This window comes from Flavobacterium ginsengiterrae (genome assembly GCF_039539785.1).
GTDB classification, from domain to species: Bacteria; Bacteroidota; Bacteroidia; order Flavobacteriales; family Flavobacteriaceae; genus Flavobacterium; species Flavobacterium ginsengiterrae.
Genome location: NZ_BAABDU010000009.1, coordinates 1 through 21,585, shown reverse-complemented (window position 1 = coordinate 21,585; position 21,585 = coordinate 1). Strand labels below are relative to the sequence as shown.

Below are 21,585 nucleotides of genomic sequence, written 5' to 3'. Positions count from 1 at the left end.
AACAGCAGTATATAATTCTTTATTCTTTTTTGGTAAAACCTTTTCTGGTCATTTCTCCCCAGCCTTTTGTACCCATAATTTTTTCTTTGTAACCAATTAAAGCTGCATATACTGTTAATGGATGAAAATAAAATGGTTCAATAAAAGCTGCCAGTAAAAGTTTAAAAAAGTCGGCTTGTTTTGGGTATTTATGATACGTACGCTCTTCGCTGAACAGGGCAATAACCGAAAAGAAAACGGCAAAAGTATATACAAACAATAAAAGCAAAATGAAAAAATGCCAATGAAGCAGTCCCAAAATAAAAAATACGAATGTAATTACAAGACCAATAAATTCAATGCCGGGAGCCAAAAACTCAAACAAAGTCCAATACGGAATACTCAGCATTCCTAATAATTTGTATTTCGGATTCAGGAACATTTTTTTATGAAAATCCAGAGTTTCAATAGTTCCTCTCATCCATCGGCTGCGCTGTTTTTTAAATATTTTGAAATCTTCCGGTGCTTCTGTCCAGCAAAGCGGATCAGGAATATAACGTACTGAATAAGGCAATTTATTTTCGAGCATATAACGTCGCATTCTTACTACAAGTTCCATATCTTCTCCTACCGTTTTTGTGTTGTAACCGCCAGAGAGCAAAGCTATTTCTTTATCAAAAGCGCCAAAAGCACCGCTTATAAGCAACAAGCCATCGAGTCTTCCCCAAGCCATTCTTCCTAAAAGAAAAGCTCTTAAATATTCTAAAACCTGTATTCTTGGCAGCAAAAGATCCGGAACATTTACTTCAACCAAACGTCCGTTTTTAATAATACACTGATTCGCAATTCTAACCACACCTCCCGTTGCGATAATACGTTTACCGCTGGATTCTAAAAATGGTTTTGCCAGTTTAAGAAGCGAGTCTTTATCTAATATACAGTCTACATCAATACAAACTACATAGGGATTTTGTGCGATATTAAGTCCTGCATTAAGTGCATCTGCTTTCCCTCCGTTTTCTTTATCAACAACAATCAGCTTTTTGAATGCAGCATTTCTGGAAGTGTAAATTCCTCTTATCTTTTTAGTTTCAATCTGCTGATGAAAATTAAGTTCAGTAAGAACAAGATCGTATGTTTTTACTAAAACTTCCATCGAGTTGTCTTTACTTCCGTCGTTTACCACAATTACTTCATATTGATTGTAATTTAAAGAAAGTAACGATTTTACGTTTTCTTCAATTGTAAAACCTTCATTGTAGGCAGGTGCGATTAAGGATAATTTTGGTGCAAATTCGCTTGTAAGCAATACATCATAATCTATAAAGCTGTTCTTTTTTAAATAACCTCTTAGTTCTTTAGCTGACAGATAGGCCAATATAAGATATGACGACATAATTAATATCGCATAAGCCAATATCAAGACTAGATATATATGGGTAAAGATTGTTATTTCAGTATTAAAAAAACTCATTGGCTGCGAAAATTAAACGTTTAGTGCCTGCAGCACATTTTGGGCTTCATATTTTATTAAGTTATTGGCGGTTCTTTCTGCCAGTTGTTCTACATAAGAAAGCTTTTGGGTTAGTTTTAATTCTTTAATAAGTTTTAAGCCTAGTGCAACTACTGTAGAATTTTGTGATTCCAGCAAAAGTTCAATTCCTTTTGTATCTCCCACATCATGTTTCTTAAAAGCATGAATAATATTAACCTGAGTCCAGTCGTCAATTGGATTAGTATGCTCTGAAAGATGAACAATGCCTTTTGTTCCTGCCAGTTTTATACAGGCATTTATAGCCGTAATTTTCAAAATTTTATTGCGGGCATGAGAAAACGTAATAATGGTATCAAAAGCTTCATAAACATTCATTTCTGAAAGTTCCGTAATTCCTTTACATTTGATATCCCATTTTAAGTTTTTGAGTTTTTTTAAAGAGTCATTCATCAATCCTGAATCCTGATAAAAATGCTCTAATTTTTGAGCATAAAGACCTTCATAATTTTTATGAAGATTTATAATCGATTCTGTAATAACTTGTCTAAAAAACTTGTTTTCAGACATTTTTAAATAGTCTGTATTTTGAACAACATTTGAAAAAGAAACATCTTCAAAAACTACCGTAAAAAGCAGTTTATCAATAAACACATCGTATTCAATTTTACGACGCTCATTTTTTATATTACTATTTCGGCTTTTAACAATTAAAAGGTATATCGACAAAGATGCCAATATAAACAAGTAAATTGACCATGTTAAAAAAGGTTCTACCCAAAAACCGCTTTTATAGAATTCCCACAAATCTGTCATATTAAAATCGTTTTGTGATAATTATCTGAGCATTAAATCTGTTTCTGTATTCGCCTGGCAGGTATTCTTCATATTCATATAGAAAAATAGGTCGTACAAAAAATGAATCACCAATACGGTGCTGATACTGTAATCCTACTCTATACGCTTTTAAAGGCTGTGTAAAATTGTTGTATAAATACAAATACGGAACATTTCCGTATTGAAGTTCTAATCTTATGACACGTTCTTTTTCTTCATTTGTATGCTGAAAACTTAATACATGAGAAAACAATTCATTTCCGGTATCATAATAAGGTCTGTAAGCAATGGCGTTACTTCCTGTTTTATACGAAATCTGGCCCGTAAGCAAGGTTACATCATCAGTTTCAAAATGCATAAATCTTGCTCCTAAAGCATAATCAAATCGTTTTTGAGGTCTGAAATAATATTCGGCACCAATTTTTGTTACCGGAAAAATCGTTTCACCTGTTGAAACACCTGCGTTTACATACAGATAATCTTTTTTGGCAAAAGTTTGATAATAATCCGCCTCAAACAACATTTGCGTATCGTTATTTACATGTCCAATATTTGCGCGTCCAACAAGAGCAGATTTGCTAAACTTGTGTGCATATTCAACGTAACCGTAATGCAGCGGCGCCTGCCCCGGATTTGATGTAGAAACATTTAGATAAGAAGCCGAAACTGCATTTTTAGTTTTACGCCCAATAAGTGTGCGAATTCCTTTAAAAGCCTGTGTACTATTTTCATTTACAGATGCATGATCGATAATTTCTAATGCTTCTTTATCTCTGCCCAGTTTTTCAAGACAAGTTACTTTGATTTTCAAAACATCAATAGAATTAGGATCTACAGCAAGATATTTATCGCAATATAAAATACATGTATCAAATTGTTCTGACCAGTAATAGACATTAATAATCGCCAGCAGTGCATCTGGTTCAGGATTTACCCTGTCTGCCAGAGGCGATAATATGGCAATGGCTGATTTATAATCCTTTTTCCAGCTGTAAATTCGTCCCGTAAAAATTTTTACATCTTCATTTTGAGGAAATTTTATACGTAAAGGTTCAATTAATGATAATGCTTTATCATAATTGCCCTTTTCGGCTTCACTTTTTGCGTTAGCAAAAGTTTCATCAAAATTAATTTCCTGACCAACTGCCGTAATCGAAATAAACAAAAGAATAATTGAAAAATATATAAATCTCATTAAACACGTGTTTTAAGTAATTTATTAATTCTTACCAAAAGTACGGCCGGACTTATAGGTTTTGCTATAAACTCATTGGCTCCAATGTCAAACGAATCAAGTTCTGTTTGTTCGACACCAGAAGAAGTAAGTATAATTACAGGAATATCTGAGTTAAGAGTCTGTCTGACATACTGCGTGATTTCCATACCGCTTATACCGGGCATATTTATATCTGTAAGGATTAAATCGTAACTATTGGTTTTAATAGCTTCGAGTGCATCTTTACCATCAGAAAACTGGTCAATGGTATATCCTTTAGACTCTAAGAAAAAAGATAATGATTTGCGTAGGATATCATTATCTTCGGCTAAAACTATTCTCATTTGTATAAAATTTGTCTTTGGGGAATTCTATTTTGTAATTAGAAACTAACGTAAAGCTAAAGTATATTTCGCTTTTATCATAGTTCTTTTAAATATTTAACTACTTCAATTATGCCACAATGGAAGATATCTATTCTATCTGCTGCTTCGCTGGTAAAATTTTCAAGTCGGGCTTCTTCTTCAATAATCGCTAAACAACTGCTAAGATCATCCAGAAGAAACATATCCATACTCGATCGCATATTGTGTGCCAGATTTTTTACTTTAAGATAATCCGTGTTTTTAAATGCTTCTTCCAGCTGAGCTTCTTCTGCCGGAATTTTTTCGAGAAAAAGATTTATCATATCTTGTCTAAAACTCAAATCACCGCAGGCCATTTCATCAATAAAAGAGAGATTCACTCTTCTTTTTCTTGAGTTTTTATATTCCGGACTCAAAACTGTTTTTATGGCTTCCAAAAGTACGGGCTGTTTAAAAGGTTTAGGCACATAACCGTCCATACCAACATTATAACATTTTTCCTGCTCGCCCATAAGCGAATGTGCGGTCATGGCGATAATAGGAATAGTCGACTTCATTTCATTTCTAATGTATTCTGTAGTCTGATATCCATCTTTAACCGGCATTTGAAGATCCATTAAAACTAAATCATATTCATTTTTTGACAATAACCCGATTCCTTCTTCTCCATTTTCTGCAATGTCTAAATCGAAACCGAAGTTCTGCATAACACTTTTAACAAGTTTTTGATTTAAAACATTATCCTCGCAAAGTAAAATTTTAAGTCTGCCCAGACTTTCACCGGTTAATTCTTCGTCTTCAGCTTCTGTAAAATCGGCTTTTTTGTAATTAATAACAAAGAAAAACTCAGATCCTCTTCCCTCTTGACTTTTTACGTTAATTTCAGCATTTTGCAGCTCAATTAACTGCTTTACAATATTAAGACCTAAACCTGTACCTCCAAATTTTCTGGTTGTACTGTCTTCTGCCTGAGTAAAGCGGTCAAAAATAGTTTTTAGCTTTTTAGGCGGAATTCCTATTCCGGTATCTTTAACTGAAAATTTAAGTGAATAATGACTTTCTGTTTCGTCCATCATTTTTACAGAAACAGTAACATCTCCTTCTTGTGTAAACTTAAGTGCATTGCCAATAAGATTTACCAAAATTTGGTTTAATCTTCCCTGGTCTCCAATTACAATTTCCGGCATATCGGCATCAAGAAAAAGATTGAATTCTACATCTTTAGGAACCTTTATTTTAAGTAAATCATAAACATGTTTAAGCGTACTTTTTAAATTGAAAGGAACTGTTTCAATAGTTAAATTTCCTGATTCAATTTTAGAAAGATCCAAAATATCATTCACAATCAAAAGCAGATTTTCGCCTGCAATCTGAACGCTGTTTATATAATCGCGCTGTGTTTCGTCGAGATTGGTTTGTGCTAAAAGATCTGTAAAACCAATAATAGCATTTAAAGGCGTTCTGATTTCGTGGCTCATATTAGCCAGAAAACTGTCTTTTGCTAATACAGCTCTTTCTGCAATTTTTTTCTGCGCGGCCAGTTCAATATTTTTTGTACCTAATTCAAGCTGGCTTATTACGTGTTTTGCAATAATAGAAAGGGCATTTTTCTGGTTTTCATTAAGCTCTTTTGTAACATGATCTACGGCACATAAAGTACCAATATTATAACCATCTGGAGTTGTAAGCGGTACTCCTGCATAAAATCTTACATTGAAACCGCCGGTAACATTAGGATCATCTTTAAATCTTTCATTTTTAAAAGTGTCGGTTATTTCGACCATTTTTGTATCGAGAATTGTATAACGACAGAAAGTAATTTCACGAGGTACTTCAGAAACACCAATTCCAATTTCAGATTTAAACCACTGCCTGCTCTCGTCAATAAATGAAATATGAGCTATTGGCACACCGCAGATATACGATACTAGTTTTGTGGCATCGTCAAAAGCATTATCTGGAAGTGTGTCGAGTATATTGTAACGTTTTAAAGCTGCTAAACGTTCTAATTCGTTGGCTGGTATAGGAAAATCTGGATTGTTCATTGTAATTAGTGGTAAATTGCATAAATATAAAAATAATTTGAGATAAAACGTGATTTAAAAAATTTATAACGGTTGGTATTAATTTCACACAGAAAATAAACACATCAAATTTATTAAACAGTCGTATTCTTAAATTCAAACTAAAATCATAATTATTTTGTAAATATTTCGAAAGCCAATTACATATAATCCCCAAATTAACACCTATTTTTTTCTACTTTTGTTTCTATCTCTGCATACTAATGCGTTTACAAATGAAAATATGCTGATTTGATGCCAAGAATAATGATGCATTTTCATTAATTCCTAACAGAATACGATCTCTAATTTTGTATTGAAAAATGATTATCAAGAAAAAAAACACGTGGTTTAAAATGCTCTTTGAATGGAGAGGTTCTGTTTTACCACAGTTATTGCCCAGACTTTCACTCCTCTTATTATTCTCGCTTTTAATTGTATATTTCAAGCCATTTCTTATCGAAAATAATCTGCATATTAATCCGGCCGTTTTTACTTTGTTTGGAATTGCATTGGCTATTTTTCTTGGTTTTAGAAACAGTGTAAGTTATGACCGTTTTTGGGAAGGCCGAAAACTTTGGGGAGCACTTCTCAATGATACGCGTTCGTTGGCAAGGCAGAGTATTACGCTGATAGAAGATGAGCAATACGAAGCAAAAACGCGAAGAATTCATGAATTTACTTATTGCACTTGTTTACACTCTGAAACATCAGTTACGACACACAAATCCAGATTATGATTTAAACAGACTTCTGCCAAAAGAAACGACAGAAATGCTCAAAGAAATAAAATACAAACCCATTGTAATTTTGAGAGAATTAGGAATCTGGGTAAAAAATGCAAAAGCTCATGATAAAATAGACACTGTAGCGCAGCTCGCCTTTGAAGAAAACTTAAACAAACTTTCTGACATTATAGGCGGATGCGAAAGAATTGCAAGCACGCCAATTCCTTATACTTACAGCGTGTTACTTCATCGAACAGTTTACATATACTGTTTTATACTTCCGTTTGGATTCGTAGAAACCATGGGCTGGATTACGCCATTTGTTATTGTATTTATTGCCTACACTTTTGTCGCTCTGGAAGCAATCGCCGATGAACTTGAAGATCCTTTTGGATTACAGCCAAACGATCTTGCTCTCGACACCATGTCGCAAATGATCGAGAATACAATTCTGGAATTAAACAATAAAAAAATGATTCCTGTAGAATCTCCAAAAAATTATTTTATTACGTAATATAAAAAAGGCAGCCTTATAAGCTGCCTTTTGTTTTGTTATTCATCACCGCCATTCATAAAAGTCATTAAAAGCGTATAAGCGTTTTTAATCACAATTTTCGAAGATATAGTAATATCTGGTGATTTAATCTGTCGAAATCCGCTGCTTGAACTTCCCGTTTCAACTGGAATCATTTTATATTTTTGATTTTCAATATTCGAAAAAACAAAAAACTTGTTCTGCCATTTTACAACCGCGTCTTCTGGAACCGTAAGTGTTTTTTCGTTTTCAAATTCAGCTTCGGCATTCACAAATAAACCCGGAATTAAGGCTTTGTTGTACGAATTAAGTTTGCAAACTACTTCCGCCGCGCGGTCTCCGTTAAGACTTTGATTGATGTAAGCGATTTTTGCCGCATATTTTTTTGAAGGATCTGCATTTGTAAAAACACTAACCATCTGCCCTACAGAAAGTAAATGAACATCTTTTTCAAAAGCATTCATAACCAGAACTACATCACTGGTTTCCATTAATTCAAAAAGCATATCAGTTGGCGAAATGTATTTACCAACGTTTACATTTACTTTTGAAACCAAACCATTTATAGGCGAAAGAACCGAAACCGTTTTGCTGATATTAGAAGCCGATAAGGTTTTTACATTGATTCCTGACAAAGAAAGTTTTTGTGCCAGCGAAGCCATATAAATACGCTGTGTCTGCATTTCTGCTGCCGTTTGTTCAAACAATTTATCACTGCTCGCTTTTTTAGCATTTAATTCTTTTTGTCTGTTATATTCACTTTGCGATAATTGATATTTTTCTTTTGCCGTTAAATAATCTTGTTGTAATTGTATATACTGCATATCTTCTACAACGGCTAATAACTGACCTTTTCTAACGTGCATTCCCGCCATTAAATCTGTTTTTTTAACATAACCGCCTAAAGGAATACTTACGCTTACAACACTTTTAGGCGGAACGGTTACGGTTCCCTGAAGTTCTAAAATTCCTTTTACATTTTTTTCTTCTGGATTTCCGGTAACCAATCCAGAATTTTTAACCTGTGCATCAGTGAGTTCAATAGTATTTTCTTTTTTTACCGTTTCTGCTTTTTGTTCCTCTTTTTTATCGCTTTTGCAAGCTGTCATTAAGAAAAAGCTCAAAATAATTATAATATATGTTTTCATTCTTTTATAAATTTTGAAGGGTTTGAAGATTAATAACTGCTTTGTTGTAGCTATTAATCATATCTAAATATTCGTTTTTGATCGTAACTGCCTGATTAATTACCATAACCCACTGCAGATAATCTATATCTCCGTTCTCAAGCTGGCTGTTGGCGGCATTAATAATTACAGAAGCATTTTTCAGCCCGTCAATTTCATAATATTTCAAACTCTCTTTATATTTTTCAACTTCATTTATGGCATTTGTGATTTCGGCTTTGGCTTCAATTTTACTATTTTCGGCCTGTAGAATATAATTTTCGTATTCTGTTTTTGAGGCTTTATTTCGTGCCGACTGACTTGTGAAAAACAGCGGAATCGAAAGTCCAACATTAATATAATTAAATCTGTGACTGCTGTCGTAATACACATCCTGACCCGCAGAATTGGTCTGTGTTCCAATAATGCTAAGATTATTATAACCTAAAGTAATATCAGGCATTAATTTAGCTTGTTCTGACTTCCATCTCCATTTTGCTACTTCTGCTTCATAATTCGAGAGTTGCACTTGCGGAAGAGAACTTACATCTGATTTTTCGTTTATCGAAAAATTAAAATCATGCTTTATTTTTGATTCAGAAGGCTCATAAACAACACTATCCTGAAGAACTGCATTAAAAGAATTCAGCGTAACGGCCATGTCTTTATTAATCATTGTAAGCTGATTTGAATAAAATTGTCTTGCCGATTGTGAAGCGGTTTTCTCCAAAACGTTTGTTTCTCCCACTTTATAACGAAGCGCTGCTTTCTGCTCCATTAATCTGTAAATAGAATCAGCATAAGTAAGTAATTCTCTTTTACTTTTCAGCCAGATATAATCGTAAAATAAGTTTCTGACATTCGATTTAATCTGCTGCGAAGTTAATTGCGACTGCGCTTTTGCCGCATTATAATTTTCCCTTAAAGCTTTCTTTTGGCTGGAATAAAGCGTTGGAAAAGCAAAAGTCTGGCTTACGCCGAATCTTGTATCGTTAACACCGCTGTTAAACTGACCATAATCGGCATCGATAACTGTTTTAGGAATATCAAAAGCCGATTTTTGAAGCTGTTCTTTTGATTTTACATTTAGCTGCGCGGCTTTAATTCGTTTATTGTACTGCTGTGCTTTCATTATTGATTCTTCCAGCGAAATTGGCGATTGCTGTGCCTGAACTGAAACGGTCATCAATAAACCAATCAGCAATAAAGCCAGTTTATCAATTTTATGCTTTTTCATTTTTTTAGAAAATACTTTTGTGTGATACGTCATTAAATAAATAGACGGAAGAACAAACAACGTAAGAAGTGTCGCCGTTATCAAACCTCCAATTACAACCGTTGCCAGCGGACGCTGTACTTCTGCTCCGGCTCCGTTACTTAAAGCCATTGGCAGAAAACCTAAAGAAGCGACTGCAGCCGTCATTAATACAGGACGAAGTCTGTTTTTTGTTCCGGTTATAATAATTTGAAAAGGATCTGTAATTTCTCCTTGTTTTTGAATTCGGTTAAACTCAGATATTAAAACAATTCCGTTTAAAACTGCCACTCCAAAAAGAGCAATAAATCCAACACCGGCAGAAATACTAAACGGCATATCGCGCAAAACAAGTCCAAAAACACCGCCAATTGCTGATAAAGGAATGGCTGTAAAAATGATTAAACCTTCTTTAAAAGATCTAAAAGCAAAGTACAACAAAGCCAAAATCATAAATAAAGCAGCAGGAACGGCAACACCTAGTCTTGATTTTGCCTGTTGTAAATTTTCGAAAGTACCGCCGTATGTAATGTAATAACCCGGATCGAACTTAATCTGGCTTTCTACTTTTTGCTGCAGTTCTTTTACGATAGATTCTACGTCGCGTCCGCGAACATTAAAACCTACAATAATTCTGCGTTTGGCATCTTCACGCTGAATTTGGTTTGGTCCTTCGACTTCTTTTACAGAAGCAACCTGATAAAGCGGAATCTGCATGCCTGACGGTGTGGCGATTAATAAATTACGAACGTCTGAAATGTCTTTTCTGCCACTGTCTTCGACTCTTACAACCATATCAAAACGTTTTTCGCCTTCGTAAATACTTCCTGCTGCGGCGCCTGCAAAAGCCGCATTTACGGTTTTATTAATATCAGAAACATAAATACCGTATTTTGCCATTTCTGCCCATTCATAATCAATTACGATTTGAGGCATTCCGGTCACTTTTTCAACATATAAATCTGTTGCACCCGAAACTGTTTTACTAATCGAGCCTAATTTTTCTGCATATTCGGCAAGTTTGTTTAAATCTTCACCATAAATTTTACAAACCAAATCCTGCTTTGCGCCAGTCATTAATTCATTAAATCGCATTTGAACCGGAAACTGAAATCCTGTTGTCACGCCGGGAGCAATTTCTTTTACCGTCTGTGTCATTTTATCTGCCATTTCAGGAAAAGAAGAAGCGCTTGTCCATTCTGATTTGTCTTTCAAAACAATAATCATATCACCGCCTTCAATTGGCATTGGATCAGTTGGAATTTCGGCACTTCCAATTCTTGAAACTACTTTTTCAACTTCGGGATATTTGTTTTTGAGTTCCGTTGATATTTTCTGAATGGTTTCTGTAGTGGTCGAAAGATTGGTTCCTAACAATAATCGTGTTTCTACCGCAAAATCACCTTCTTCTAACTGCGGAATAAATTCACCGCCCATTCTGGCAAATAAAAACAAAGCGATTCCGAACAAAACAAAGGAAGAAATCACAATCGATTTCCTAATTTTAAGCGCTTTAGAAAGCCATTTTTCATAATGAATTTCCAACTTTGCCATAATTCTGTCTGATAAATTGGGCTTGTGGCTTATTTTTTTGCTGATGAATAAAGAACTTACCATTGGCACATAAGTAAGTGACAGAATAAAAGCGCCCAAAATGGCAAAAGCAACTGTCTGTGCCATTGGCTTAAACATTTTACCTTCAATACCTTCCAGTGATAATATGGGAAGATAAACGATTAAAATAATAATCTGCCCAAATACTGCAGCATTCATCATTCGTCCGGCAGAAGTTGTTACTTCTTTGTCCATCTCTTCCTGCGAAACAGAATGAACATTTTTGTACTTTTTGGCACTGTGCATGTGGTGTAGAATTGCTTCTACAATAATAACGGCTCCGTCTACAATCAACCCAAAATCAAGAGCGCCTAAACTCATTAAGTTCCCGCTTACGCCAAAAGTATTCATCATAATAATAGCAAAAAGCATCGCCAGCGGAATTACTGAGGCTACTATAAATCCTGCTCTTAAATTTCCCAGAAACAGCACTAAAACCAATACCACAATTAAGGCTCCTTCAATTAGATTTTTTTCTACAGTTCCAATAGCATTATCTACCATTTTGGTTCTGTCTAAAAAAGGTTCAATTTTAAGACCTTCCGGCAGAATCTTCTCTATTTCTGTAACTCGTTTTTTAACCGTTGCAATAACATTATTAGCATTTTCGCCTTTTAACATCATGACAATACCACCTACAGATTCGCCAAAATCATCGGTTGTTAAAGCCCCGTAACGTATCGCCGAAGACATTTTAACTTCGGCAACATCTTTTATTAAAATGGGTGTTCCGGCTTGTGTGTTTTTTACAATGATATTCTGGATATCTTTTATATTTCTGGTAAGTCCCACACTTCGAATATATAATACTGTAGGGCCTTTTTCTATATACGCGCCTCCGGTATTTTCGTTGTTACTGCTCAAGGCCGTAAAAACTTCTTTTATAGTGAGATTTTGTGCTTTTAAACGCGCAGGATTTACGGCAATTTCGTATTGTTTCAGTTTTCCTCCAAAAGTCGCTACATCAGCAATTCCTGGTGTTCCTAAAAGTTGTCTCCGTATTGTCCAGTCCTGAATGGTTCGTAAATCTTCCAAAGAGAATTTTTTCTCGTAACCCGGCTGCGGTTTTAAAACGTATTGATAAATTTCGCCTAATCCTGTTGTAGCGGGAGCCATTTCCGGAAGACTTGCATTTTCTGGAATATCTACTTTTTGTAATCGTTCTGTTACCTGCTGGCGAGCCCAATACACATCTGTATCATCAGAAAAAACAATCGTAACCAGCGAAAGTCCAAATCGTGAAATACTACGGCTTTCTTTTAGCTGTGGTATATTGCTGATGGCTTGCTCTATTGGAAAAGTAATAAGACGCTCAACGTCTTCTGCTCCTAAAGACGGTGCAGTTGTAATAATCTGAACCTGATTATTGGTGATGTCAGGAACGGCATCAATTGGCAAACGGCTTACTTCAAACACGCCGTAGATAATCCACAGCAATGTAAAAATACCAATTGCCAGTTTATTTTTAACTGAGAATTGTATAATCTTATTTAGCATAATTTATTTTAAAATTTTAGAAATAAATACAATGCAGATAAAACATAGTTGTTCTAACTGCAGAGAAAATCTATTAAAAAAATTATGCTAAAGGAGGTCTAAACACGCTGAATAATGCGGGATTAGAATGTAAATTTGAGGTGTAAGGTATTATGCGGTATTCTAAAAAACCTGTATTAAAAGGTACACAAATAACTGGTTTTTCAACAGGTACAAATACCAATTGTAACGAATGTCCGGATATATTTTTAAAAGGAAGCTGCATATCGCGGTCTGCATCATTATCTTTTTCATCTTCTCCCCAATAATGCATTTCAAGAAAATCAATAAAACTTAAGTTTCTTATTTGCTGGTGCTCTTTAAAATGCTCAATTAATACCGGCAGTTTATAAAACTGCTGAAAAATGCCAATATTTGACATTATCAGAAAAATTAATATGTAGACAATATGTTTTCGCACTTCGCAAATTTACTTTATGAAACAAAATAAACCTAACTTAAATTATTATATTTTGATTAAGACTGCTTTATAAAAGTATTTCTTTTGAAGAAAACAGAAGGCAAAAAACACAAAATCACGTACAATTACCTGATTTCATGTCATTTCGTTTTTTTAATTTCACTTGAAAAAAATATTCATTTTTATGCCTTGGACTATTCTTGAAAAACTTTGGAAACGTTCTTCGCAGCCGTTAAAAATTACTGCTGCAGATTCTACTCAAACCTGGGATCTTGAAATTAAAACCTTGTACCAGCTAGGCATAAGCATGGAAGACACTTTACAATATTTATATTATGAAAAACCTGATTTTGAAACTTTTAAAAACTGGATTATTAAGAGACAAAAAAAGGTTGTTTTAGAAAATGCAGATCTTACTGAAAATGTGCTTTCTGAAAAAGATCTGGAATTCTGGAATGAAAACGGCTATATTGTTGTAAAAAATGCAATTTCAAAAGCCGACTGCGAAGCTTCTCAGCAGGCAATTTGGGAATATCTGGAAATGATTCCTAACGAGAAGGAAACGTGGTATAAAAGACATGAAAATCAAAAAGGTTTAATGCTGAATTTTTCAGATCATGAAACTTTAAATAAAAACCGATTTTCTGCAAGAATAAAAAAAGCTTACGAACAGCTTTACAATTCAACTGAAATTTACAAAACTATCGATAAAGTAAGTTTTAATCCGCCTGAAAATAAAGATTTTACTTTTTTAGGAAGCGGACTTCACTGGGATACGAGTTTAAAACAGCCTATTGTTTTTGGACTTCAGGGTCTGCTGTATCTTACTGACTGCGGCCCAAATGATGGTGCTTTTCACTGTGTTCCCGGATTTCATAACGAAATAAATGACTGGCTTAGCAATCTTGATCCAGATGAAGATCCTAGAAAAACTGCTCTCGAAACATTAAAACCAGAACCTGTAATGGGTAACGCAGGCGACTTTATAATCTGGGACAGCAGACTGCCGCATTGTGCCACGCCAAATAATGGTAAAACACCAAGAATGGTTCAATATCTTACTTATCTGCCCAATGATTATGATGCTTCTGGTGAATGGATATAATTGTTTTACATAAGAGTTTCTTCCGGATCGCAAGGAAAATAGATTTTTATGTCTGTTCCTTCTCCTAATTTCCCTACAGCTTCGATAGCGCCTCCAACTGTCTGCATGATTTTTTTGCACAAAGCCAAGCCTACTCCTGATCCTGTATATTCATTTTGGTTATGAAGTCTTGTGAAAACCTTAAAAATAGTTTCGGCAAACTGTTGTTCGAAACCAATTCCGTTATCTGAAAAATTAACCCAATGACAGTAAATTTTATTTAAATGTCCTGTGAGTTCCGGTTCCTGAGAAGCGGTAATTTTAATAATTGGCGATCTTTCTTCTGAGGCGTATTTTAATGAATTTTGAATGATATTTGAAAAAAGCTGTTTCATTAAAAAATTTACAGCATGTACTTCAGGAAGATTTTCACTTACAATAATAACATTACTTTCCTTAATATTTTCTTTCATCTCAGATTTTACTGATTTCAAAATATCATTTAAATTGACTTTTTGAAGTGTATCTCTCGTATTTTTTATTCGGGTATATTTTAAAATATCTTCGAGTAAAATTCTCATTCTGCCCGCAGATTTTGAAACTTTAACCAAGGAAGCAGAAATAGATTCTAACGGAATTGCATCAAGTTCTGTCAGCATTTTTGAGGTAATCATTTGAATTTTTCGCAATGGTTCCTGCAAATCGTGTGTACTGATCCAGTTGATATTTTCAAGTTCAGAATTTGTTTCTTTTAATATTTCACTCTGCGTGCGATATTTTTCTTCTTCTTCACTAAGCATTATCATCATTAAATGATTATGAAGTGTGTGACTATATTTCGTCGCTGCATTTATTTCATATTGTTTCCAGATATTACTTTGGTTTTTAATAATCTGTTTCCAAATGTTAAAGGAGTTACGAGGATGAAGGCCGTTACTGTCTTTTACAATGGCTTTTTCGGGATCTCCTCCCCAGTTGATTTCTGAAATCGTTTCGTGTCTGTACCAAATAATATGATTTATGCTGTCTAATGAATGATAAATTATACCTGCAAAATCAGAGCTTTGTTTCATTTCGGGATAATAATCACTCAGTTTATTGGTAGAAAATGTTTTATCATCTGTACGGCTTTTAATATGACCAATTAAGTCCATAATCTGCTCATCAGAAGGTACTACTCCGCTTTTATAAATTTTATCTCTTACAATAATTGCTGCACCCGATGCATTACAAATTTGCAGTAATTGAGGTGTATCGGCAATAATTTCCAATGATTTTTCTGAAAGCGGCAATTCTATACCGGTTAATTCTTCCAGAGCAGTAGATGAATTTTTTGCATTTAAATTTTCGTCATTAGCTTCGCGTATGTCAATCTGCGAAGTAATAAACTGTCCCTGAAGTTTTGCGGCCAGTCTAATTTCTGGCGAAATATTCTTTTTTGAATAATGATGACAGGCAATTAACCCCCAAAGTTTGTCATGATGAATAAGCGATATGGTAAGAGTTGCCCCTACGCCCATATTTTTAAGATATTGAACATGAATTGGAGATGTGCTTCTTAATATTGAAAGACTTAAATCTAGATTCTTATTTTCTCTTTCATCATCGACAGTAAAAATTGGCACTGGCTCGTATTCAATATCAACAATTAAACGCAGTTGATTTTTTATATACAGTTCTCTTGCCTGAGCCGGAATATCGGTGTGTGGATAATGCAGACCTAAAAAAGGTTCAAGATCTTCACGACAGCTTTCGGCAAAAACTTCTCCGTTGTACTGTTCATCAAACCTGTAAATCATAACGCGGTCGTAACCTGTTATTTCACGGGTTCCCTGAGCAACAAGAGCACACAAATCTTTTAAAGATGTTGTGTTGTTCATTTGTGTTACAAACTGAATTGTTTGTGTGTACACATCTGCTAGTTTTTCTCTGTCTGGAAATTTTGGTTCAGCTTCTAAAACATAAATACCATAACTTTTATGAATGCTGACCTGAAATAATTTTCCAAAAAATATAATTTCTAATGGAAATACATCCTGAATTTTGTCATTGTTAATATAATCCAGAATCTGTTCTTGCGTGCGTCGACCAAAAACAGAAGAAAAATCTTTACCAAGAAGATCTGTATAGCCCACATCCATAAAAGATGAAATGTTGGCTGTACAAAATTCTATCTTTAAACCGGCGTTAAGGCCAATTAAAAAACCGTGGGGCTGAATACTTCCCGGAATATGTATGGGCTCGTGCTCACAGTTGGTTAATGTAACTATATCACGATTTACGATATCTCTAAACTTCATTCTTTTCTACGCTCCTGAAATGATTGTAAATACTATCAAAAGCATATACAGCTCCTTCTATAATGCTATCTGCACAATTATTATTCTGTTCATATTCTGAAAGTACATTTAGAAAATTTTTCCAAAAACTTCCGGTTTTGTCCCCATAACCCGTAAAATACGATACGCCTTGATTGTTTGAAAGCTGTGGATTTGTTACAATATTTTTCAATATAAATCTTCCTCCCAGACTCGAACCTTCAATAACATAAAGTACTCCCAAAGCAAAAGGTACTGACATTTCTGTTTTATTAAAAACTTGAGATGCAGTGATTTTATTGTGATTCAGATAAAAAAGATCTTCTTCTATAAGGTGTTTCTTTTTTCTTTTATCTAAATCTGTCACAATATTTGACAACAATGGATATACAAGTTCTTCTGTTTCTTTATGAACATTATACATCAGATTTAAATAAAAAGCATAATCTTCTAATTTCATATCTGGTGATAAAATAGAAGCTGAAACGGAAAGACTCTCTAATTTTTTGTGGGAATCTGAGGTTTTCGTTTTTATATCTGCTAAAAAATCTGAAGATAAAAGTGAACTTGTATTTGTAGTCATAATGGGTAAAAGTATATTTTTTTTGAAGAGTTACAATAACTCATCAGAACAAATTTATAAAAAAGATTACCATTTATATTTAAATAGTATAGCTATTTCTTATAAAATAAATTATTTCTGACTATATATTAAAACTCAAATATTTGATTAAGTTCGATTATGGTTGTTCCAGATGGAAGTTTTTTAGGCGCTTTTGCGAGTTTTTCTGCCAAAAGCGGTGTTGGCAATGGTTTAAATTTCTTAAAAAGAGAAATGGCATTGAGTACTTTAAAAACTTTTACTGCTATTTTCTCTCCTATTCGATCAGAATCTTCTCTTTCTAAAGGTCCGGGTCTAAAAATGGCATATTGTTCATAATTGAGATTTGAAATATAATCTTCGAGTTCTCCTTTCATTTTAGAATAAAAAACACTGCTCTTAGCCGAAGCACCATAAGAAGAAACTAAAACAAATGATTTTACATTGTTTTCTTTTGCCGCCGCAGCAAAAGCTGCCGGAATATCAAAATCTATTTTCCACTGGTTTTCTTTAGATCCTGCTGCTTTTAGAGTCGTTCCTAAACAGGAAAACAAAACATCGCCTGCTATTAAATCTTTAAAAAGAGCCGGATTATCAAAATTGACAATATGTTCTGTCAATTTGGGATGCGTTTTTCCAGTTGGTTTTCTAACAAAAATAACAACCGAAGTATAATCATTATCTTTAAGAAGTTCATCTGTTAAAAATTTTCCTGTTGAGCCGGTTGCTCCAATTACCAATGCTTTCATAATCTGATTTTAATATCATTAAACAATTGAAAGAAAATGCATTATCTGCTTTTAGTTCCGTACATCAAAAGTCTTTTAAAAGAATAAATAGCCGGAAGTTTTGGAAAACTTTCTGCGATTCTTTCTTTGTATGATTTTACAAACAAGTCTTTTTGCTCACCTTCAAGTTTTTCCATATAAGGAATTAAAGCAGAACCTGAAATAAAATTAAACAGAGTATCGTGATCATATGCGATTATAGGATATACTTTCTGCATAATCTGAATATCTTCAAGACCTCCGTCGAACATTATTTGTGCATATTCGTCAATGCTTAAAACGGGAGAATCTCTTTTAAAACCATTTAAATATGTTTTAAAAGGTTCTTCATTTACTAATTCAATAAGAATTTTGTTGAGTTTATTTTCTGGCTGAACCGGCATTTGTACGGCAAACTGTCCATTTGAATTAAGAAGATCTATAAGTTTAGGAAACAAGACTTCGTGTTCGTTTGACCATTGTAATGCTGCATTGCTAAATATTAAATCCCATTTTTTGGCTTCGTTTATGGTTTCTTCTGTTGTGGCTCTGCGAAAATGAAGATTATCTGTTTCTAATAATTTGGACTTTTCGAGCATTTCTGCCGAAGAATCAACGCCTGTAAAATCTGCTTCTTTAAATTTATTGGCTAAAATAGCGGTTTGCTCTCCCGTACCACAGCCTAGATCTATAGCTTGCATTTCTTTGGCAGGTTTTATTAATTCGGCCAAATCATAAAAAGGTTTATATCGAATATCTTTAAATGTATTGTATACTTCTGGATTCCAAGGCATTTGTATTTCTTTTAAAAATTATAAAAAAATGCTTCCTGTTAAAAGAGTTCAAGCATTTTACTAAGGTACAAATTTCTCAGCTGTTTTATAATATTCACAATTATTAAATCTGCAACGACATTTCGGTTTTTACATTAATTTTTAATCAATTCTAAGCGTTTTTCTTTTTTTAGGTATAAACACCTATGTTTTATTACGAAAATATGTATAATTTTATATCGCTTTAATTAACCCCAATTTTAACCCCCGAAAATGGAAGTTTTAAAAATGAGTAATCCTACTAAAAATAATGTAGCACTGCGGAATGCAGGAGTAGTAATAATAAACAATTACATTCAAATGCTGTTTCAAAGGCTTGAACTAACAGACGGCCACAGTTTTAAAAGTGTTGAAAATCAAAAAAAAGCGGTAAAATATCTTCAGTATGTTATTACCGGACTGCCTAATACAGATGATGCTTATTTGTCTTTAAACAAAGTTTTATGTGGTCTTTCTGTCAATGATAAAATTTCTGTTGAAATCGAAATTACAGATAATGACAAAAATTTAATTAATGGTCTTTTAAATGCCGTTATTCATCATTGGCCTTCGATTGGACAGTGCTCGATAGAAGGCTTTAGAGGAAACTGGTTTATACGAGATGGTATACTTTCTGAAACAGAAGATCATTGGCAGCTTACGGTAGAAAAAAGGGCTTATGATATTTTGATTAACCGTTCGCCTTTTTCTTTTTCAATTATAAAATATCCCTGGATGGATAAACCTTTGCATGTTATTTGGCCTTACTAAATAAAAAAAACCGACTGTCTATACAGTCGGTTTTTTTTATGAAAACAGATTTTTAAATTTAATCCTGATTAAAGTTTTTTAAGGTTCCGTCGTCATTGAACTGTATTGAATATCTTTCTCGACTGCCGTTTATACTCGATGGATACCATCTCATTTTATTATCCCAAATGGAAATGTATACACTTGTTGCGGGGCTGGCTCCTTCGACTTCCTGTGCTTTTTTATTATAAACATCAAATACTCTTGCAGCATTTACAAAACTGATATTTTTAAGCGGTACTAAACGTTTTTGAACATCGTCGCGTATGGATAACTGAACTGGTTTTGGGTCTGACCATTTGTTTTTAGTAAATTCATAGGTATCGACATATTTTTTATTTTCCGGATGTTGGAGCATAACATTGATTCTTCCGTCGTTGTAAAAGTATAAAGTCGAATACACAAAGATTTCTTTTCCTTTATATTGAGGTAGATTCTTTAAAGCTTCTTCGGCGTTTTTGAGTGTATTTGTATCTTTTAATAAATCGATCGTTTTATTTCCCAATTGATTTACGGCAGCATTATGTTTCTCAACCGCTTCATTTATGAGTTTTTGAACATCTACTTCCTGAACGTTATTTTTGGGATCAGAATTAGTTTCTGTACTTACGACAGAATCGTTAACGGTAAATGTTTCATTTATGGTTTTTGAAATCTGTTCGCAGCCTGAAAAAAGAGGAAAACAGACTGCAATTATGATTATTTTTTTCATTCTACTTAATATTATTTAAATCGTCTGCAAATGCAATTTGATTTGGGTTATCTGCTAAATAAAAAATCTCTATGTGTTCATTTTTGGTTATATCAAGATCCAAAAGTCTCACTATTCTTTTAAAGCTGTTACGATGAACCTGATGTTTGTTGTCTGTATATTCAACTTCAAAAGTTATCATTGGCTGTTCGTTAATATACGTTCCGGTCTGACTTACACTAATTAGTTTTGCCAGGGTTCTGATTCCTTTAAATTTAATTAAAACAGAATTATCGTTTAAACCTGTGAATTTGCTTAGAATGAATCTTAAAAGATATCTGTAGAAAATAAGAACTAATGGACATACAATTAATGGATGCCCAAAACTCATAAATCGCCAGCCCATTCCATGACTTTCTGTTTGATATGAATAGATATAATAACCCGTTACAAGAGTTACGACCAGAAGCCATCCTAAAACTCTTAAAACTAAATTAACGGGATTTATTTCGGCAGTAGAATTTGCGATAACAAATACCGGAAGTTTTTTGGGTTCTCTGCTTAATATTAAATTTATTTTTTTTCCAGTTTCAAAACGACGTTCGTGCGGTTTAGTGTCTGCAATTTCTGTTTTGTGAGTAATCTCGGTATCAGCGAGATTTTTAAACTGAAGTTCTAAATCGTATATAGCATGCTTTGCTCCTGCTCGTGATATTTTTACCGCGCTGATGATTTTAGCTTCTCGCATCAGTCCGTTTCTTTTAATGTTTTCCAGACTTCTTTTTGTAGAAGAAAGCTGTAATATCCATTTTTGAAAAAATCCAATGATTACAATGAGCCAAAGAATTATTGATGCTCCAACAAGACTTAAAGCCAGCCACGGGTTTTTATCTTTTAATGTTGAAATGTCAAATTCGCTGTTAATAGCGTAATACAAAATCATAGGAAACGGAATTGCAAAAAAGAGCATATAAAGCAGCCAAAATCCGGGTAAAAGATATTTTCTCATTCCTTTTAATATTTGGGGTTAAAAACCTAAAATTCGTTTATATAAAAAATTATACTGCAAAAATCCTTACGATTTTGTGAGCAGCGTTCTAACCAAATTTACATAAAAATTGAATGATTTTTCTACTAAATAAAAAAAACCGACAGAATAACTCTGCCGGTTTCTCAAAATAGAACTATAAAATAAAAATGAACTACATTATATAGAAATAATCATGAACTCACTTCTTCTGTTTTTTAAATGCTCTTCTTCAGAACATTTAACACCGTCTTTACAACGATTAAGT

The 21,585-nt window shown here is 33.7% G+C and carries 18 protein-coding genes; 4 read left to right on the top strand and 14 right to left on the bottom strand.

From position 1 onward, the window contains the following. Positions 1-19: 19 nt before the first annotated feature. From ABD859_RS21620 to ABD859_RS21600, 5 genes are all read right to left on the bottom strand, one after another. Positions 20-1,453, bottom strand: a complete 1,434-nt coding sequence (locus tag ABD859_RS21620; RefSeq protein WP_345146801.1) for a glycosyltransferase family 2 protein — start codon at positions 1,451-1,453, stop codon at positions 20-22. Positions 1,454-1,465: 12 nt separating this feature from the next. Next, entirely contained in the window at positions 1,466-2,287 is an 822-nt protein-coding gene (locus ABD859_RS21615) for a hypothetical protein (protein WP_345146800.1), read from the bottom strand. Between the two features lies 1 nt (position 2,288). After that, positions 2,289-3,503, bottom strand: coding sequence for a YaiO family outer membrane beta-barrel protein (locus ABD859_RS21610; RefSeq protein ID WP_345146799.1), 1,215 nt, complete (start codon positions 3,501-3,503; stop codon positions 2,289-2,291). Continuing rightward, positions 3,503-3,868: a response regulator transcription factor gene (locus tag ABD859_RS21605; RefSeq protein ID WP_345146798.1), complete on the bottom strand. Its 366-nt coding sequence runs from the start codon at positions 3,866-3,868 to the stop codon at positions 3,503-3,505. Before ABD859_RS21605 ends, ABD859_RS21610 begins: the two co-directional genes overlap by 1 nt. Before the next feature lie 77 nt (positions 3,869-3,945). Beyond that, entirely contained in the window at positions 3,946-5,934 is a 1,989-nt protein-coding gene (locus ABD859_RS21600; RefSeq protein ID WP_345146797.1) for a GAF domain-containing hybrid sensor histidine kinase/response regulator, read from the bottom strand. A gap of 341 nt (positions 5,935-6,275) precedes the next feature. On the opposite strand from ABD859_RS21600, the gene ABD859_RS21595 reads away from it, so the two are divergent. Then, on the top strand, positions 6,276-6,692 hold the full coding sequence (locus ABD859_RS21595; RefSeq protein ID WP_345146796.1) for a bestrophin family protein: 417 nt from the start codon (positions 6,276-6,278) through the stop codon (positions 6,690-6,692). Next, positions 6,625-7,194, top strand: a complete 570-nt coding sequence (locus ABD859_RS21590) for a bestrophin family protein (RefSeq protein ID WP_345146794.1) — start codon at positions 6,625-6,627, stop codon at positions 7,192-7,194. Before ABD859_RS21595 ends, ABD859_RS21590 begins: the two co-directional genes overlap by 68 nt. A gap of 38 nt (positions 7,195-7,232) precedes the next feature. On the opposite strand, the gene ABD859_RS21585 is transcribed toward ABD859_RS21590, so the two are convergent. The 3 genes from ABD859_RS21585 to ABD859_RS21575 form a co-directional block, all read right to left on the bottom strand. Next, a complete protein-coding gene (locus ABD859_RS21585) occupies positions 7,233-8,363 on the bottom strand; it encodes an efflux RND transporter periplasmic adaptor subunit (protein ID WP_345146793.1) in 1,131 nt (376 codons plus the stop codon). 4 nt (positions 8,364-8,367) lie between these two features. After that, entirely contained in the window at positions 8,368-12,747 is a 4,380-nt protein-coding gene (locus ABD859_RS21580; RefSeq protein ID WP_345146792.1) for a CusA/CzcA family heavy metal efflux RND transporter, read from the bottom strand. A gap of 82 nt (positions 12,748-12,829) precedes the next feature. Further along, entirely contained in the window at positions 12,830-13,168 is a 339-nt protein-coding gene (locus ABD859_RS21575) for a hypothetical protein (protein ID WP_345146791.1), read from the bottom strand. Between the two features lie 223 nt (positions 13,169-13,391). On the opposite strand from ABD859_RS21575, the gene ABD859_RS21570 reads away from it, so the two are divergent. Continuing rightward, a complete protein-coding gene (locus tag ABD859_RS21570) occupies positions 13,392-14,312 on the top strand; it encodes a phytanoyl-CoA dioxygenase family protein (RefSeq protein ID WP_345146790.1) in 921 nt (306 codons plus the stop codon). A 5-nt stretch (positions 14,313-14,317) separates the two neighbouring features. Here ABD859_RS21570 and ABD859_RS21565 read toward each other — a convergent pair whose 3' ends face one another. The 4 genes from ABD859_RS21565 to ABD859_RS21550 form a co-directional block, all read right to left on the bottom strand. Beyond that, positions 14,318-16,591, bottom strand: a complete 2,274-nt coding sequence (locus ABD859_RS21565; protein ID WP_345146789.1) for an ATP-binding protein — start codon at positions 16,589-16,591, stop codon at positions 14,318-14,320. Further along, positions 16,581-17,192 carry a biliverdin-producing heme oxygenase gene (locus tag ABD859_RS21560; RefSeq protein ID WP_345146788.1) on the bottom strand — a complete coding sequence of 204 codons (612 nt, stop codon included), beginning with the start codon at positions 17,190-17,192 and terminating at the stop codon, positions 16,581-16,583. Before ABD859_RS21560 ends, ABD859_RS21565 begins: the two co-directional genes overlap by 11 nt. Positions 17,193-17,320: 128 nt before the next feature. Next, on the bottom strand, positions 17,321-17,959 hold the full coding sequence (locus ABD859_RS21555; protein ID WP_345146787.1) for an NAD(P)H-binding protein: 639 nt from the start codon (positions 17,957-17,959) through the stop codon (positions 17,321-17,323). A 41-nt stretch (positions 17,960-18,000) separates the two neighbouring features. Continuing rightward, on the bottom strand, positions 18,001-18,771 hold the full coding sequence (locus ABD859_RS21550; protein WP_345146786.1) for a methyltransferase domain-containing protein: 771 nt from the start codon (positions 18,769-18,771) through the stop codon (positions 18,001-18,003). 267 nt (positions 18,772-19,038) lie between these two features. On the opposite strand from ABD859_RS21550, the gene ABD859_RS21545 reads away from it, so the two are divergent. Next, complete coding sequence (locus ABD859_RS21545; RefSeq protein ID WP_345146785.1) at positions 19,039-19,560, top strand: contractile injection system tape measure protein; 522 nt, start codon at positions 19,039-19,041, stop codon at positions 19,558-19,560. A gap of 58 nt (positions 19,561-19,618) precedes the next feature. On the opposite strand, the gene ABD859_RS21540 is transcribed toward ABD859_RS21545, so the two are convergent. Then, a complete protein-coding gene (locus ABD859_RS21540; protein WP_345146784.1) occupies positions 19,619-20,311 on the bottom strand; it encodes a hypothetical protein in 693 nt (230 codons plus the stop codon). A 1-nt stretch (position 20,312) separates the two neighbouring features. Then, complete coding sequence (locus ABD859_RS21535) at positions 20,313-21,299, bottom strand: hypothetical protein (protein WP_345146783.1); 987 nt, start codon at positions 21,297-21,299, stop codon at positions 20,313-20,315. Positions 21,300-21,585: the final 286 nt, after the last annotated feature.

Coding starts and splice junctions, on each gene's coding strand:
- ABD859_RS21605 (WP_345146798.1), bottom strand. CDS start 3,868: ATGAGAATAGTTTTAGCCGAAGATAATGATATCCTACGCAAATCATTA.
- ABD859_RS21575 (WP_345146791.1), bottom strand. CDS start 13,168: ATGTCAAATATTGGCATTTTTCAGCAGTTTTATAAACTGCCGGTATTA.
- ABD859_RS21580 (WP_345146792.1), bottom strand. CDS start 12,747: ATGCTAAATAAGATTATACAATTCTCAGTTAAAAATAAACTGGCAATT.
- ABD859_RS21555 (WP_345146787.1), bottom strand. CDS start 17,959: ATGAAAGCATTGGTAATTGGAGCAACCGGCTCAACAGGAAAATTTTTA.
- ABD859_RS21550 (WP_345146786.1), bottom strand. CDS start 18,771: ATGCCTTGGAATCCAGAAGTATACAATACATTTAAAGATATTCGATAT.
- ABD859_RS21545 (WP_345146785.1), top strand. CDS start 19,039: ATGAGTAATCCTACTAAAAATAATGTAGCACTGCGGAATGCAGGAGTA.
- ABD859_RS21535 (WP_345146783.1), bottom strand. CDS start 21,299: ATGAGAAAATATCTTTTACCCGGATTTTGGCTGCTTTATATGCTCTTT.
- ABD859_RS21610 (WP_345146799.1), bottom strand. CDS start 3,503: ATGAGATTTATATATTTTTCAATTATTCTTTTGTTTATTTCGATTACG.
- ABD859_RS21615 (WP_345146800.1), bottom strand. CDS start 2,287: ATGACAGATTTGTGGGAATTCTATAAAAGCGGTTTTTGGGTAGAACCT.
- ABD859_RS21565 (WP_345146789.1), bottom strand. CDS start 16,591: ATGAAGTTTAGAGATATCGTAAATCGTGATATAGTTACATTAACCAAC.
- ABD859_RS21590 (WP_345146794.1), top strand. CDS start 6,625: ATGAATTTACTTATTGCACTTGTTTACACTCTGAAACATCAGTTACGA.
- ABD859_RS21560 (WP_345146788.1), bottom strand. CDS start 17,192: ATGACTACAAATACAAGTTCACTTTTATCTTCAGATTTTTTAGCAGAT.
- ABD859_RS21540 (WP_345146784.1), bottom strand. CDS start 20,311: ATGAAAAAAATAATCATAATTGCAGTCTGTTTTCCTCTTTTTTCAGGC.
- ABD859_RS21600 (WP_345146797.1), bottom strand. CDS start 5,934: ATGAACAATCCAGATTTTCCTATACCAGCCAACGAATTAGAACGTTTA.
- ABD859_RS21595 (WP_345146796.1), top strand. CDS start 6,276: ATGATTATCAAGAAAAAAAACACGTGGTTTAAAATGCTCTTTGAATGG.
- ABD859_RS21585 (WP_345146793.1), bottom strand. CDS start 8,363: ATGAAAACATATATTATAATTATTTTGAGCTTTTTCTTAATGACAGCT.
- ABD859_RS21570 (WP_345146790.1), top strand. CDS start 13,392: ATGCCTTGGACTATTCTTGAAAAACTTTGGAAACGTTCTTCGCAGCCG.
- ABD859_RS21620 (WP_345146801.1), bottom strand. CDS start 1,453: ATGAGTTTTTTTAATACTGAAATAACAATCTTTACCCATATATATCTA.